The sequence below is a fragment of the Candidatus Scalindua japonica genome, assembly GCF_002443295.1.
Lineage (GTDB): Bacteria > Planctomycetota > Brocadiia > Brocadiales > Scalinduaceae > Scalindua > Scalindua japonica.
Genome location: NZ_BAOS01000015.1, coordinates 1 through 14,083 on the forward strand (window position 1 = coordinate 1; position 14,083 = coordinate 14,083).

Here is a 14,083-nt window from a genome sequence, read left to right on the forward strand (position 1 = left end):
GATGGCAATGATACTGATTCGGAAAATATAACGATAACAGTTGTTGATATTAATCGGCCGCCAGTGCTGGATCCGATACCAGATATTACGGTCAGCGAAACCGCTATCATAACCCTTAACCCTACAGCCACCGACCCGGATGGAGATAATCTTACATACACGTGTACTGGCTGGATGACTTCAAGCAGCTATACAACCGATTATGATGATGCTGGTACTCACACGGTAACGGTAACAGCAAGCGATGGAACATTAACTGATTCTCAGGTTGTAAGCATAACGGTAGAGGACATTAACAGGGCACCGATATTGGATTCTATACCTAACATTGTTGTAAATGAGGGTGCTACCATAACCCTTATCCCTACAGCCACTGACCCGGATGGAGATGCTCTTACATACACGTATACTGGCTGGATGACTTCAAGTAGCTATACAACGGATTATGATGATGCAGGTACACATACAGTAACTGTTACAACAAGTGATGGTTCATTGTTAGATTCCCAGGTTGTTACTATAATTGTTAATGATACAACTCCCTTAATCATAACAACCGGCGATATAGATGGAAGTGGACAGGACGACGTTATAATTGATTTTGGACCTGGCAATGGTATCTGGACACGAATGAACAATAATGGGTGGCTAAAACTGCACGATCTAACTCCAGAGATCATTACAACCGGTGATGTGGATGGTAATGGACAGGACGACGTCATAATTAATTTTGGGCCTGGCTATGGTATCTGGATACGAATGAACAACAGTACATGGGTATTACTGAACTTTCTATCTCCAGAGATCATTACAACTGGTGATATAGATGGTAATGGACAGGACGACGTCATAATTGATTTTGGGTCTTTAGGTATCTGGATACGAATGAACAACAGTACATGGGTATCACTGAATAATGTACCTCGAGAGGCCATTACAACCGGTGATATAGATGGTAATGGGCAGGACGACGTCATAATTGATTATGGGTCTTTAGGTATCTGGATACGAATGAACAACAGTACATGGGTGAAACTGCATAATCTCTCTCCAGAGATCATTACAGCCGGTGATATAGATGGTAATGGGCAGGACGATGTCATCATAGACTTTGGTGATCCCTATGGTATCTCTGTCTTTATGAACAACAATACATGGGTAAAACTACACGATCTAACTCCAGAGATCATTACAACCGGTGATACGGATGGCAATGGGCAGGACGACGTCATCATAGACTTTGGTGATCCTGATGGCACCTCACTCTTCATGAACAACAGTTCATGGGTAGAACTGCACAATCTATCTCCAGAGGCCATTTCAACCGGTGATATGGATGGTAATGGACAGGACGATGTTATCGTAGACTTTGGCGATCCTTATATCTCGCTCTTCATGAACAACAGTACATGGGTAGAACTTCATGAACAATAGTACATGGGTAGAACTGTACAGTATAGATCCAGAGATCATTACAACTGGTGATATGGATGGTAATGGGCAGTACGACGTTACCATAGACTTTGGTGATTTTTGTGGTATCTGGGTCTTCATGAACAACAGTACGTGGACTCGTTAAACGGTAATGAGAAGTTAAATAGCACTAGTCAGAAAAGATTCACATACTAAGTCCAGAGATTACAGCTATAGGGGATCAAGACAGGAACTCAAGATCAATTGCCGTGTTTATGGCTTTAAGTTTATGCTTAAGGCCTAGAGAAAATATGCAGAACAGAAAATCTCAATGTAGAGGTTACTTAATAGTCGGGTTGGTGACAACCTTCCTTCTAGTGGGCAATAACACTTATACCGATGCCCATGGAAAATCCCCGGCAACTATTTCATCCAAACATAATGAGTTAGGGGACATTAAAATTTTTCATTCCCTCGAACTTGACTTTAGACTTGTAGGTACGATTATAGCTGGTGAAGAAAACTCCTATGCTGTCATTATGGATGAAACAACCAGCAAACAAGGTACTTATAAATTAGGAGAGTCTATAAATGAAGCTACAGTGCTTAAAATCGACAAAGAGAGCATAACAGTCGAAAAGGATGGAACGGCTCAAGTCTTGAGGATTACGGGAGGTAGTTACACCGAGGCTGCATCTTCAGAGTTGCTGAGTGGGGATGTGCCGCCTTCCATAGGTGTATCAAAGGACCTCCCCTACTTTGAACCTGTATTTAGCATGACAGGTCCTCCAGTAGATGAGAACATAGCTGTTGAGGAGCTTCCGTACTTTGAGCCCATCACTAATAACACAGGACCTTCGTTTGATGACGAAGAAATCTATGAAGACCTGCCGGGATTTGAACCTTTTGTTAGTTATGCGGAGCTACCTGAATAAACAGGACAAATTTATTGATTTAATCGGTAGCTTTATCGTAAACTCCCCTGGCCTTTTGTGATGCCTTGTTATATAAATCCTTAGATCCTTCCACTGTTGCAGCACCGATCTCCTTGGTTTTCTCAGATGCAGTGCCATAAAACTCTTTTGATTTTTCTATTGTAGCAGTACCGATCTCCTTGGTTGTTTCAGATGCTGCGTCATAAAATTCTTTTGATTTTTCTGCCGTAGCAACGCCTATCTCCTTAGCTTTTTCAGAAGTTTTGTCATATATCTCTTTGGATTTTTCTACAGTAGCTTCGCCAATTTCTTTGGCTTTTTCAGTATAGCTTATTTCCTGTGAAGTGACGGACTCGCTAACAGGTTGGTCCGAACCTCCATTACATGCATTTAGTGCGATAGCCAATCCTATTATTACGAACCATTTAAATTGTTTCACTTTATGCTCTCCTTAGTTATTTAATTAAATTACTTTGTTAATTATGAGGATGTTAGAAACAGCGACTATTTATTTGTTTAACGAAACCAATGACCACTTTTATAAAAGCATAATATATGAAACATATCCTTCAAATGGTGGTCTTATGTCTGTTGCAATAATTACCCGGTAGATCGTGCAAATATAGGGATATAATAAATTGGTTATTAACTAAATGCAATGGAAAAACTGTACCTGTGAGATTTAATGTGCTGCTCTGACCAAGGGTAAATTTTCCCAGGTAATTACTTGTTAAGTCTCTGTCAGGAGTAGATCAAGCATTTATAAATTACTCCGTAATCAACCTGAAGTATCTTACCTCAATAGGGTCGACAGAACGGTCAACTAATGCCAGTATTCTTTTTTCCGCAAACACCTCTGTTTCACCTTCGTTAGTTATCTGAGCTGTGACATAGACCGTGAAGACATTTGAACGTGTGGTAATCAGGTTTGAGATTGCACGCAATGCCTCTTCTTCATTCCATTTATCAGAAGCTGAGGTATCAGTGATTCCATCTGCTCCATCAACTTTATCTATTAAGTCTCCTATGCTCTCATACGGTTTGTTTCCGTTAAATATTTCCGATGCTATTGTGCTGCCTAGAGTTCCGCCCAAACCATCTGGTAATGATGCCAATACTTCAGTAGGAGCTGTATTGACATTGATCAGTCCGGGAATACGATATTCAGGCCCGTCAAGATCTCCTTGCTGGTAACCTGTATCAATAGAGTCTATATCACCATCACCATCATTATCAATACTATCCATTGATGGGTCAGTTACGGTAATGTAATCTAACAGATCTGGATAAACTATCGGGTAGCCAGGTGTGTCACCGACTCTGGTACTTGACCATTCACTCCCTTTATGAATAAACCCCAGATAACCAATGTTTGAAAATCTCCTGTTTGCAACGAGAAAACTGTTGGCCTGTGTCACCACTGTCCAGCCGTCACTTCCGACAGTCGGGTTAAAATTACTGTTTTCCGCACCAATTGTGTTTGATGAATTTATTGCCCAGTTCCATGGGTTTGATGCAGATGCACTTAAGGGGATTGGCCTCGGATCATTTAAAGAGCAGGTATCATTTTGATTTGCACTCCCGTAGTTTGTGACCTGTACAACATTCCCACTACTATCCCTTAAGATTAACTCTTCTCCACCATCATCAAGGTTGTTGATATTGGTGTCAATCTGGTTTACTCGCGCCCCTGCTTGATCTGCTATGACAAAGTAACCTCCCGCAGGAACTGTCAGACCGGGAAGTGTGATAGTAGTTGTATCTCCATCCAATGTGATCGTCCAATCTCCAGTATTAGGGATTTCTGTGTCGTATGGGTTAAACAGCTCAATAAATTCATCTGTTCCGGTAGTTGTCCAAGCCTCTACTTCATTTATGTATGGAGTCCTTTCAATGCCGTAGTAAGTGTTTGACCCATCATTGTATGCCGTTACGGTATTGTCGGAATCAGTGAAGTCTTTTATATTTACGGCCAGTTGATGGCGTTCTATATCTTTAGCTGGTGTACCCGTTATCCCTCCTGCTACCAGTGTGTCCATTATCATTTCTACTTTTTGAATATCGGTGTATGCTCCATTGTTTACCAACGCATTGATATTTAACTTGGTTGTAGACGTACTTCCAGCCAGTGTGTAAGGTCGACAGACTATGGTATCAGCGGAGTATGTAGTTATCAGGTTATTGAGCAAATTCTGTTCGCTGTCAGATACACCTCTGGTATTGAAGATTGTTTCCAGTCGGCTCGTATATGATGATGTGCCCATGATCTCGGCTTCCGAAAGAAGACCGAAAGGTATGTCATCACTATAAGGATATATTGAATTGAATTCATTTGGTTCATCTGTGGCTTCATCTGACTCGTCAAGAACAGAATCACCATCATTATCAATACCATCCGCTTCAGGGTCGGGTACTATTCCCGCATTATCATTTATGGCGCTGGTTCCGGGAGCATCGTCACTCCCAAGTCTTGTGTCAATAATATCGCTTGCTGTCGTGTCTCCCTTGCCTGTTGCCGCCAGCTCTATTATATTGGATAAATCAATCTCAAATGTTGACCAACCCTCATTTGAGGTGTGCACACCACTGCCACTGGCCTCGTTTCCTGTTACGTTAACATTTACCCTTGCCTCTTTATCATCGCTTATCAGTACAGCATACTTTGCCCTGAGTCTACCGGGAAGCCTTATGTCTGATGCCGAGTCAGTTGCCGGGAAGTATATCCACCTTGAATCGTCTGTAGTGTCACCATCATTATCGTAATCACTGCCTGGAAAGCGAGAATTTCCAGGCCACGATGCACCAGTGGAGTCAAAGTTTTCATCTAGTTCATAATTGCCATTGTCATCATCATTATACGCAAGTGAATCGGTCCCAAATTTATCCAGCCATATTTCGTATATCGCATGCTCAAGTCCGGCTTTTGCGATCTTCTCGCACTTAACACTATCGGTATAATTTCTAGTGGCCCTGGTCTCTATTCGTGACAATGTGGCGAACGTAATCATCATCAATGACAGGATTGTTAATATGCCGATGATGACTACCAGGACATAACCGTTTTCGTTTTTCGAATCTGCCATTTATTTGTAGCTATAATAGTTTATGTATGATTCAATCAACATGATTGGACCTGTAAAGTTTTTCGTTTTTGCGGATTCCCTGCGATAGCAGGGATGTTTGTCCTCGCTTTCGTGAGGAGTCCGGTAGTCATCACGGTATTGAAATTATATTTGTAGATGTTCCCGTAAATCGACCAAGTGTATCTGAAACCATCATCTCTACTTCAACTGCATCCGGCAGATATTGGTATGCCGTGTTGGTGCCGGTGTCCCATGTGTCTTCCCATGTTCCATCACTATCTTGATATCTAAATTGTAAGGTGCTGACATTAAGTCCGAGTTCTTTGTATCCAGTTTCTGTTTCAATATTAAAACTGGTAATGTCAGTATTAAGAGTATGGGTATCAGTTTTTTCAAGTTTGTACAAAATATTATTATCTTTCAAATAATACGTTATTAGAGTGATAGGTTGATTATTGTTATTAGGAGTACTCGACAGGAAAACAAGTATATCACTTCCTTCCTTAGCTGCAATGTTAACAGAATAGTCACTTGCATCAATATTGTCGAACGCCTTGAACAGTTCATATCTAGTATTCAGGGTTGCTCCGGAAACATCTCTTTTTACAATATCAAAAGCAGCCCTTACGTTCTGGTACACTTCGTTTCGCGCGTCTGACTGTGAAAAGGCTCTGCTTGCCTGTTTGAATATCATTGCTGTTACCAGGATAAGTATTGTGGCCAGAGCAATGGCTACCATGAGTTCTACCAGAGTAAAAGCGGAATGGTCACTATTGATGATTGTATATTGACGATTGTTGGTCTTCAATTAAAGTGTTTTCTTTCTTTGATAAAATTATACTTTTAATGCTTGGTCTGCACCAAAGTCATAATATTGATTTTTCCAATAACAAAAAGTCAACCTGCAATCATCAATCGAGTTATCGGTTTGAAAACATGGTTTCGTAGATGTCTATAATTTTGTCTGTTGTAGAGAATGTAACATTTCCTGTGCTTCCTAAAAACGGTCCTTCCAGCATGATAGTCCTGCCAGGAATGCTTATGTTGTTGATTCTATACCAGAATTTGTCACTGTCCGATCTTATGTAGTGTTTAGATGTCAGCCATGAAGGAAATGCTGAAACATTTGATACCGTTGTACTTGCCGCAAAATCAGCAGTTTCAGCCCCAGCAAATTGAGTAGGATCGAAATTCTTGAATATGGCTATCTGTGCTCTGACAAGGTTATTGTCGGCTGTTACGTTCTGTACTACAGCCTGCCAGGAGTATTGGGCCGATATAGTATTTCCGTAGGAATCTGTAAATTGATTATCCTGGTCCGGGTCGGTATCAGGATATGTATTATTGCCGGTATTGGTACCTACAAAACCTACTACATCATTTGCTTGCAGATAGGATATTACTGACTCCACGAGAACGGATGTATTGGAATACTGCTCTACTTTTTTCATAGAGTCCACTCCGATGGGAAACAGGGTCAACATGCTTATCAATCCGATACCGAGGATAAAAACAGCGATACCGATTTCTATGAGTGTAAAACCATTATTGGATTTGAGATTTACGATTTTAGCTTTATTATTTAACATTGAAGTTTTATTATTGTTGATTTGTAAAAGATCTATTTTCTCAGTAACGTCCGGTCATGTCTTTGCGTATTACAGATTAATACTCCAAAACCGTCATTTCCGCCCGCTTCTACTTTTTTTGATTTCTTGCCATTTTAGTCACTTATTATTTGTCCTGTATAACTGATTATCTTGAGATTTTTTGAGTTGCCCTGCTGGTCTTGAATTGTAACTGTATCTGTGCCTAAGGTCGTAGTGTCTGCAGAACCGTCTGGATCAAAAGAGACGGTACTTGTACCGGCGATCCATGTTACTGTACTTGTGCCAAATTCAATAGCACCAGGCAGAAACTCTTCTTTGCCTAATACACTTGAGTTAGTTTCATCTTTAACTGTCAACTTGTAGCGTGTCGAATCAATTACCAACCATCTTGTCTTTCTGGAATTAATTGCCATAGTCCTTGCCGCCAGGGCCTGCGCCTGTACTATACGCGCGCCTTTATTTAATCTTTGACTTTTGAGAAAGGGTGTAATTGCGGGTATTGCTGAAACGCTTACCAGAATAATGATTGAGATTACAACAAGCATTTCAATGAGAGTAAATGCATTTTTTTTCATAACTTTAGTCACTTTAGTCCACTGAAGGCACTTTAAACTTATTTACGGTTATCGACCCCAGTTATTAATATCATCTGTATCATCTCCAAAAGTAGTAGAAGTGCCATCCATACCTGTCGAATATAAGTCGTATGTAGTAGTATTATAATCAGGGGATGCATCTGTTGAAGATACATAAACAAAAGGATTGCCCCATTGATCAATAATGTCACCGTTGTTCACTTCATTACCATCAAATTCAATGTATTGTTTCGAAGTAGAGTCTGATGGTTGCAGGGTGGATTTGAGATTTACATTTCCTGTAGAAGGATAAATCCTGTTATCATCATAGTATTGTTCTATCGCTATCTCCAGACGATCCATGAAAGCCTTTGTAGCTTTTTCCTGGGCCTTTTGCCGCATACCGGGAATAACGGTCAGTACTGAAGCGGCGATGATGATAATTATTCCTATAACTACCAATAGTTCCATTAATGTAAAACCTCTTTTACCAGTTATTGATATCATCCACATCATCTCCACTAGAAGCTGTCTCTTGGTCCGGACCATTTGAGTAAAGATCGAATGACACGGTGTTGTGCGTTGGTGCACTGCTATCATATGAATAATATATGCCAAAGGGATCTTTGTATCGATATATATCAGTTGTACCATTTACTCCTGCGATAGTAATATCTGTGTCAATGCCGGTAAAGGATGCTCCTGAATCCTTTTCTAATTGTGATTTTTTGAATTCTATGTATGGTCCGTACGTTGCAGTAAAACTGGATTTAGTAAACATAAACTTGCTGCCCAGGAAAAATATGAGACATTTTGAACCGGTATCGAGATCGTCATCACAAGGTATGTTGACACTACCAAGAGATAATTGCGTGTCAGTTGTTTTGTAACTATCAGGTGGAAAAAAACCAAAATCACTTTCAAACTGTTTAAGCGCGAGTTCCAGTTGACTTATCTGTGCTGAGGTTACTCCCTTTTTAGCATTGGTTTGAATGGAAGATATGATTGGTATGGTAATCCCGGCCAGGAACATCATGATTACAATAACGACGAATAACTCTACGAGAGTGAAACCATTTTTTGATTTCAGATTTACAATTTCAAGTTTGCGACTTAATATTCGAGATTGAATGTTACTAGTGCTCATTTTATAAATATTGTGGTAGATAATCAAAGATTCATCTTTTCAGGGACTACATCCCGCTGCCCAGACTGTTCATCAGCTTTATGAGGGGCAGGAAAAGCGCTATTACGATTGTACCAACCGAAGCTCCCAGAAATATAACTATAAGAGGTTCCAGCATATTTGTCAATGACTCAACAATAGCATCAATCTCGTTGTCGTAATTATCGGCAATCTTGGTGAGCATCTTGTCAAGTTCACCTGTCTGTTCTCCTATCTCTACCATATTAACTACCATGGCATCGCATATCTTTGAATCTCTCAGCGGGTTTGCAATACTTTCTCCCTCACGGATACTGTCGTGTATCCGGTTTACGGCTTTACTCATTGCCATGTTCCCGGTAATATTTTTAACGTTATTCAACGCTTCCAGGATAGGCACACCGCTTGATATCATGGTTGCAAGTGTCCTTGCAAACCTGGAGATAACGGATTTGTTTATAAGTTTACCGAAAACAGGTACTTTAAATTTCAGTTTATCAATCACTAACCTGAATTTCTCTATTTTACTGACTAACTGAACGATAATGAAGATGACTATCGGAATTCCGAAGATAGTATACCAGTGAGTATAAAGAAAGTTGCTTACGTTTATCAAACCGGCGGTAAGCCACGGAAGGGCTACTCCCATTTCCTGGAACATCCTTGCGAATCGTGGTATTATGAATATCATGATAGCTGACAGTATAGAACATGATGCCAGAATAACAGTTGTGGGGTACATCGTTGCGCTTATGATTTTCCGTTTCAATCTCTGGATATTCTCTCTATATGTTGCCAACCTTTCTAATACTATGTCGAGGGCTCCACTTATCTCTCCTGCATTAATGATGTTTATATAAAGTTTATCGAAAACTTTGGGGTGTTTTGACATTGCTATGGATAATGTGTCGCCGCCTTTGATATCAGATATTATTTCTCTAACAGCATTCTTCAATAAGCCATTTCTCATTTGTGATTCAAGAATAGTCAAGCTTTTTACAATAGGTACGTCGGCGTTTTGAAGTGTAGATAGCTGTCTTGTGAAAGGATTAATCTGTTTGTCACTTACTTTGCCAATAGTTATTGATGATAGCGAACTCTTCCGTTTTTTTGCAGTTGTGGAGTTTGCCGTGGCTTTGTCTTTAATCTGCTTAATTGTAGTGGGGTAAAGGCCCTTGACACGTATAGCCTCAACGGCTGCTTCAGACGACAAGGCTTCTACCTTGTCTTTGATAGAGGTGCCTCGATTATCAATAGCTTGAAATTTAAATATTGGCATAGTTGTCCTGTTAAAGTCAGAAGTGCCTAAAGTGTGAAGTGAGCTAAAGTTATGTAAAAAAATAAATTTTTAATTCTTTAAACTTTAGTCACTTCGCACTTTAGGCACTTACTTAATTCACACTTGTTTCTCTTGCAACTTCTTCCAGTGTCGTTAATCCGTTGTATACCGCATTTATACCGCTTTCTAATAATGTCCGCATTCCGTTATTTCTGGCAATTTCTCTTATAGTTTCAGTAGAAGACTCTTTAATGATGTGCGAGGATATCTCTTCATCTACTGGCATTATCTCAAGGATTGACATTCTGCCTTTATACCCTGTACGGTTACAACGGCTACAACCTTTCCCATTATAAAAGTGTTTTTCCCGTATATCATGATCAGAAAAATTGAACTCATTCATAATATCATTACCGGGAGTGTATTCTTCTTTACAACCAGGGCAAATTCTTTTTACTAATCTCTGGCTTATAACAGCTACCAGTGAAGCTGTTATTAAGTATGGTTTGAGTCCCATGTTCATTAATCTTGTTATTGTTGATGGGGCATCGTTTGTATGAAGTGTACTTAATACCAGATGACCGGTCAGAGATGCCTGTACCGCTATTTCCAATGTTTCCAGATCTCTGATCTCACCTATCAGAATAATATCAGGATCCTGCCTTAAAATGGCCCTCAAACAATTTGAAAATGTTACATCGATCTCCGGATTAATCTGAATTTGCATTATGCCGTCAATATCATACTCAACAGGGTCTTCTGTTGTAATAATTTTCAAGCCGGTTACATTTATATGGTTAAGGCATGCATATAAAGTTGTTGTCTTACCTGAACCTGTTGGTCCGGTGACCAGTATAATCCCATTAGGTTTATGCATCAGTTTTTTGACGGTTTTTAGGCTGTCCGGCATCATTCCTAATCTTGTCAGGTCAAGAGATACTGCACTTTTGTCAAGTATTCTCATGACAACGCTTTCTCCATAATTAGTAGGTAATGTTGAAATACGTATGTCTACAGAGTGCCCTCTAATAGTCAGGAAAATACGGCCATCTTGTGGCAGTCTCCTTTCTGCTATATCCATGTTTGCCATAACTTTGATTCTTGAGATAATACCGTTTGCAAAAATAACAGGTACCGGTACTTTTTCTCGCAAGACACCATCAATTCTGTAGCGGACTCTGAATTCATTTTCGAAAACTTCAAAATGAATATCGCTTGCTTTAACTACAATAGCTTGTAAGAGAATCAAGTTTACAAAACTTATTATTGGTGTCTCATTGGACATCTCCTTCAGATGTTCTATTTCAATGATTTCCCTGTTCTGAAATTCATTTGTTATTGATAGGTCTTGTTGGAATTTATCAAGGATTTCATCTACTGATCCATGTCCACCCGGATAATATTTATCTATGGCATTTGCCACATCTTCTCTATCAACTAAAACGGGTTTCACATCATGTTTCAAGAGAAACCGTAGATCGTCTATCTGCCGTATGTCCAGTGGGTCCTGTTGAGCTACGGTAATTGTCGGCTCTTCATATGCTATCGGAATAATTCTGTAAAGCAGAGCAATAGAGTGTGGGATCTGGTCCAGCATATCCTGCTTAAAATCTACATCTTCGATGTTGATAACTTCCATGCCAAGATAATCACTGAGTACCTCGGTAATCTGCCCACTTGTCGTATAGTCAAGGTCAACCAGCACATCTCCCAACGCTTTACCATTTATTTCCTGTATTTCAAGAGCTTCTTTTATCTGGTCTTCACTTACCAGTTTTTTTTCTAATAATATCTGTCCGAATAATTTTCTCTTGTCTTCTTTCGTTGCCATGTTTTTTATGCTGAGTTTTGGTATATGAATTTCAATACAATAACACTTCAACTTCTCCCGGTGTAACGTTGTCCTGAGCACCCGCCCGTGCCGGATCGGATGGGGAGCAGTAGAAGGACAGTCTTCAGTCCCGTAGCGCCTGACTTGTACGACGTATCTCTTCTCCGTGTATGAGTACAAGTTTTACATGGAATCTAGCGTAGTAATCCTGATTACCTCTTCCAATGTTGTAATTTGTGCCCTTGCCAGTCTTAACCCATCCTCGGCCAGCGTCGTCATTCCATTAGATTGCACAATCTTTCTCAGTTCATTCGTTCCCAGATTGTTAAATATTGCGTCTCTTATTTCCGTATTTATACTCATGAACTCAAAGATAGGCTTTCTACCACGATAGCCGGTCCTATTACAATATTCACATCCTGTACCATGGTAAAATTCAGAATTCGCAAGATCATTATTGTCTATATTTATCGCCTCTAAAACATCCTTTTCTATTTTGTGTGGGACCTTACACTTTGGGCATATTACTCTGACCAGACGTTGTGCCAGAATCGCCTGGATTGATGATGATATAAGAAAAGGTTTGATTCCCATATCTACAAGCCTTGTTATGGCTGAAGGCGCATCATTTGTGTGAAGTGTGCTCATGACCAGGTGCCCGGTTAATGCGGATGTAACAGCTATCTCTGCAGTCTCTACATCGCGTATCTCTCCTATGACAATTATATTTGGGTCCTGTCGAAGTACGGAACGGAGCATACTGGGAAATGTCAGTCCAATCATCTCGTTTACCTGACATTGATTAATTCCTGAAAGGTTATATTCTATCGGATCTTCTACGGTAATGATCTTGTTTTCAGATCGATCTATCTCATTTAAGGACGCATATAGAGTTGTGGACTTACCACTGCCGGTAGGTCCTGTAATCAGGAATATACCATTTGGTTTCTTTAATACGCTCTTAAAATTATAAAAATCTTTATCAGAGAAACCCATGCTTTTCAGTTGTATAAGCACTGTTGACTTTTCCAGTATCCTCATCACAATACTCTCTCCGCAAGTCGTGGGTATTGTGCTTACTCTGATATCAACCGATTTTTCATCAACTTCTGAGCTTATACGTCCGTCCTGTGGTTTCCTCTTCTCGGTAATATCAATTCTGGCAAGTATTTTTATTCTGGAAATCAGCGCATCATGTATGCATCTTGTAATTGAGTGTACATCCTGACAGACACCATCAATTCTATACCTTATACGGGTTTTGTTCGGAAATGGTTCAATGTGAATATCACTGGCACGGGCTTTTACGGCCTCATCAATTATATAGGTTACAAGCTTGACAACTGGCGCTTCCGCTTCTTCCTCAACTCCAAATGAATAGTTCAGAGATTTGTCTGTACTTGCAATTATTGACTTAAACCCATCCAGGTAACCATCAAAAGAGACGTATCTTTCTTTGTCATAATATTTTTTTATTGCATCTTGTATGTTGTTTTTCGTGGCCAGGACGCATTCAACATTAATATTCAGTGTAAACCGCAGGTCTTCCAGTGTACTGATATCAAGTGGGTCGCTTATGGCAATGATAAGTAATCGGTCATGCTTTGTGACAGGTATAATATTATGCTTTTTTGCGATATTTTTTGGGATTATGTTAATCACATCTTCCGGAATCTGTATATCAACAGGGTTGATAACCTGGAAGTCAAATTGTTCTGCCAGGCTGCTTATTATGTCTTCATTATCGGCGTAACCCATCTCTGCTAACGCCTCTCCCAGCCTGATTGATTGCCTCTTCTGGTGTGCCAAAGCCCTGCTTAGCTGGTCATCAGAGATGATTCCCTTCTCTTTCAGCAATTGCCCCAGAGATAGAAATGAAGTTTTCATGTCGTTTTCGTATATTACAAAATTATTTAACTGCATTATACCAAGTCTCCTGTCGCCTGAGGATGACCCTCCGGGTGGTTGGCTGGCACAACTCAGTCAGGGAGACAATAATTTATCAATCCCGTTTGCCTGGGAATACTTCAAGAAAAAAATATTGAATCTCACCTTGAACTCCTTGATCTGCTGTATATTATAATATAGTCGGGATATTGCACTATCAAATTAAAATCAGTGAAAAAATACGCGGATTAAGGAATTTCTTAATCCCTGAATTAACGTAATAGTCTTTCAATGTTGCGTCATTT

General features: G+C 39.9%; 13 protein-coding genes. 3 read left to right on the forward strand and 10 right to left on the reverse strand.

What is annotated here, in order from left to right; genetic code table 11:
* From SCALIN_RS22095 to SCALIN_RS09445, 3 genes are all read left to right on the forward strand, one after another.
* A partial coding sequence (locus SCALIN_RS22095) for an Ig-like domain-containing protein (RefSeq protein ID WP_203415417.1) occupies nucleotides 1-1,434 on the forward strand: 1,434 nt, incomplete at its 5' end.
* Nucleotides 1,424-1,579 (forward strand): hypothetical protein, encoded by a 156-nt coding sequence (locus tag SCALIN_RS22100; protein ID WP_162532240.1) that lies wholly within the window; start codon nucleotides 1,424-1,426, stop codon nucleotides 1,577-1,579. The genes SCALIN_RS22095 and SCALIN_RS22100, both read left to right, overlap by 11 nt.
* A 145-nt stretch (nucleotides 1,580-1,724) precedes the next feature.
* Nucleotides 1,725-2,348, forward strand: coding sequence for a hypothetical protein (locus tag SCALIN_RS09445; RefSeq protein WP_096894262.1), 624 nt, complete (start codon nucleotides 1,725-1,727; stop codon nucleotides 2,346-2,348).
* 19 nt (nucleotides 2,349-2,367) lie between these two features.
* Here the strand turns inward: SCALIN_RS09445 and SCALIN_RS09450 are convergent, their stop codons facing one another.
* The 10 genes from SCALIN_RS09450 to SCALIN_RS09490 all read right to left on the reverse strand — a co-directional run bounded on the left by SCALIN_RS09450 (nucleotide 2,368) and on the right by SCALIN_RS09490 (nucleotide 13,814).
* A complete protein-coding gene (locus SCALIN_RS09450) occupies nucleotides 2,368-2,787 on the reverse strand; it encodes a hypothetical protein (RefSeq protein ID WP_096894263.1) in 420 nt (139 codons plus the stop codon).
* A 328-nt stretch (nucleotides 2,788-3,115) separates the two neighbouring features.
* Entirely contained in the window at nucleotides 3,116-5,431 is a 2,316-nt protein-coding gene (locus SCALIN_RS09455) for a lamin tail domain-containing protein (RefSeq protein WP_096894264.1), read from the reverse strand.
* 130 nt (nucleotides 5,432-5,561) lie between these two features.
* Nucleotides 5,562-6,239 (reverse strand): prepilin-type N-terminal cleavage/methylation domain-containing protein, encoded by a 678-nt coding sequence (locus tag SCALIN_RS09460; protein ID WP_096894265.1) that lies wholly within the window; start codon nucleotides 6,237-6,239, stop codon nucleotides 5,562-5,564.
* Nucleotides 6,240-6,351: 112 nt separating this feature from the next.
* Nucleotides 6,352-7,020: a hypothetical protein gene (locus SCALIN_RS09465; protein ID WP_096894266.1), complete on the reverse strand. Its 669-nt coding sequence runs from the start codon at nucleotides 7,018-7,020 to the stop codon at nucleotides 6,352-6,354.
* Between the two features lie 134 nt (nucleotides 7,021-7,154).
* Entirely contained in the window at nucleotides 7,155-7,616 is a 462-nt protein-coding gene (locus tag SCALIN_RS09470; RefSeq protein WP_096894267.1) for a pilus assembly FimT family protein, read from the reverse strand.
* Between the two features lie 48 nt (nucleotides 7,617-7,664).
* Nucleotides 7,665-8,123 carry a type II secretion system protein GspG gene (locus SCALIN_RS09475; RefSeq protein WP_162532241.1) on the reverse strand — a complete coding sequence of 153 codons (459 nt, stop codon included), beginning with the start codon at nucleotides 8,121-8,123 and terminating at the stop codon, nucleotides 7,665-7,667.
* Nucleotides 8,104-8,763, reverse strand: a complete 660-nt coding sequence (locus SCALIN_RS21665) for a prepilin-type N-terminal cleavage/methylation domain-containing protein (RefSeq protein WP_133111807.1) — start codon at nucleotides 8,761-8,763, stop codon at nucleotides 8,104-8,106. Before SCALIN_RS21665 ends, SCALIN_RS09475 begins: the two co-directional genes overlap by 20 nt.
* A gap of 46 nt (nucleotides 8,764-8,809) precedes the next feature.
* On the reverse strand, nucleotides 8,810-10,060 hold the full coding sequence (locus SCALIN_RS09480) for a type II secretion system F family protein (protein ID WP_096894269.1): 1,251 nt from the start codon (nucleotides 10,058-10,060) through the stop codon (nucleotides 8,810-8,812).
* Between the two features lie 112 nt (nucleotides 10,061-10,172).
* Entirely contained in the window at nucleotides 10,173-11,891 is a 1,719-nt protein-coding gene (locus SCALIN_RS09485) for a GspE/PulE family protein (protein WP_096894321.1), read from the reverse strand.
* A gap of 183 nt (nucleotides 11,892-12,074) precedes the next feature.
* Nucleotides 12,075-13,814 (reverse strand): GspE/PulE family protein, encoded by a 1,740-nt coding sequence (locus SCALIN_RS09490; protein ID WP_230406587.1) that lies wholly within the window; start codon nucleotides 13,812-13,814, stop codon nucleotides 12,075-12,077.
* Between the last annotated feature and the right edge of the window lie 269 nt (nucleotides 13,815-14,083).

Coding starts and splice junctions, on each gene's coding strand:
- SCALIN_RS22100 (WP_162532240.1), top strand. CDS start 1,424: ATGAACAATAGTACATGGGTAGAACTGTACAGTATAGATCCAGAGATC.
- SCALIN_RS09445 (WP_096894262.1), top strand. CDS start 1,725: ATGCAGAACAGAAAATCTCAATGTAGAGGTTACTTAATAGTCGGGTTG.
- SCALIN_RS09455 (WP_096894264.1), bottom strand. CDS start 5,431: ATGGCAGATTCGAAAAACGAAAACGGTTATGTCCTGGTAGTCATCATC.
- SCALIN_RS09465 (WP_096894266.1), bottom strand. CDS start 7,020: ATGTTAAATAATAAAGCTAAAATCGTAAATCTCAAATCCAATAATGGT.
- SCALIN_RS09470 (WP_096894267.1), bottom strand. CDS start 7,616: ATGAAAAAAAATGCATTTACTCTCATTGAAATGCTTGTTGTAATCTCA.
- SCALIN_RS09475 (WP_162532241.1), bottom strand. CDS start 8,123: ATGATATCAATAACTGGTAAAAGAGGTTTTACATTAATGGAACTATTG.
- SCALIN_RS21665 (WP_133111807.1), bottom strand. CDS start 8,763: ATGAGCACTAGTAACATTCAATCTCGAATATTAAGTCGCAAACTTGAA.
- SCALIN_RS09480 (WP_096894269.1), bottom strand. CDS start 10,060: ATGCCAATATTTAAATTTCAAGCTATTGATAATCGAGGCACCTCTATC.
- SCALIN_RS09485 (WP_096894321.1), bottom strand. CDS start 11,891: ATGGCAACGAAAGAAGACAAGAGAAAATTATTCGGACAGATATTATTA.
- SCALIN_RS09490 (WP_230406587.1), bottom strand. CDS start 13,814: ATGCAGTTAAATAATTTTGTAATATACGAAAACGACATGAAAACTTCA.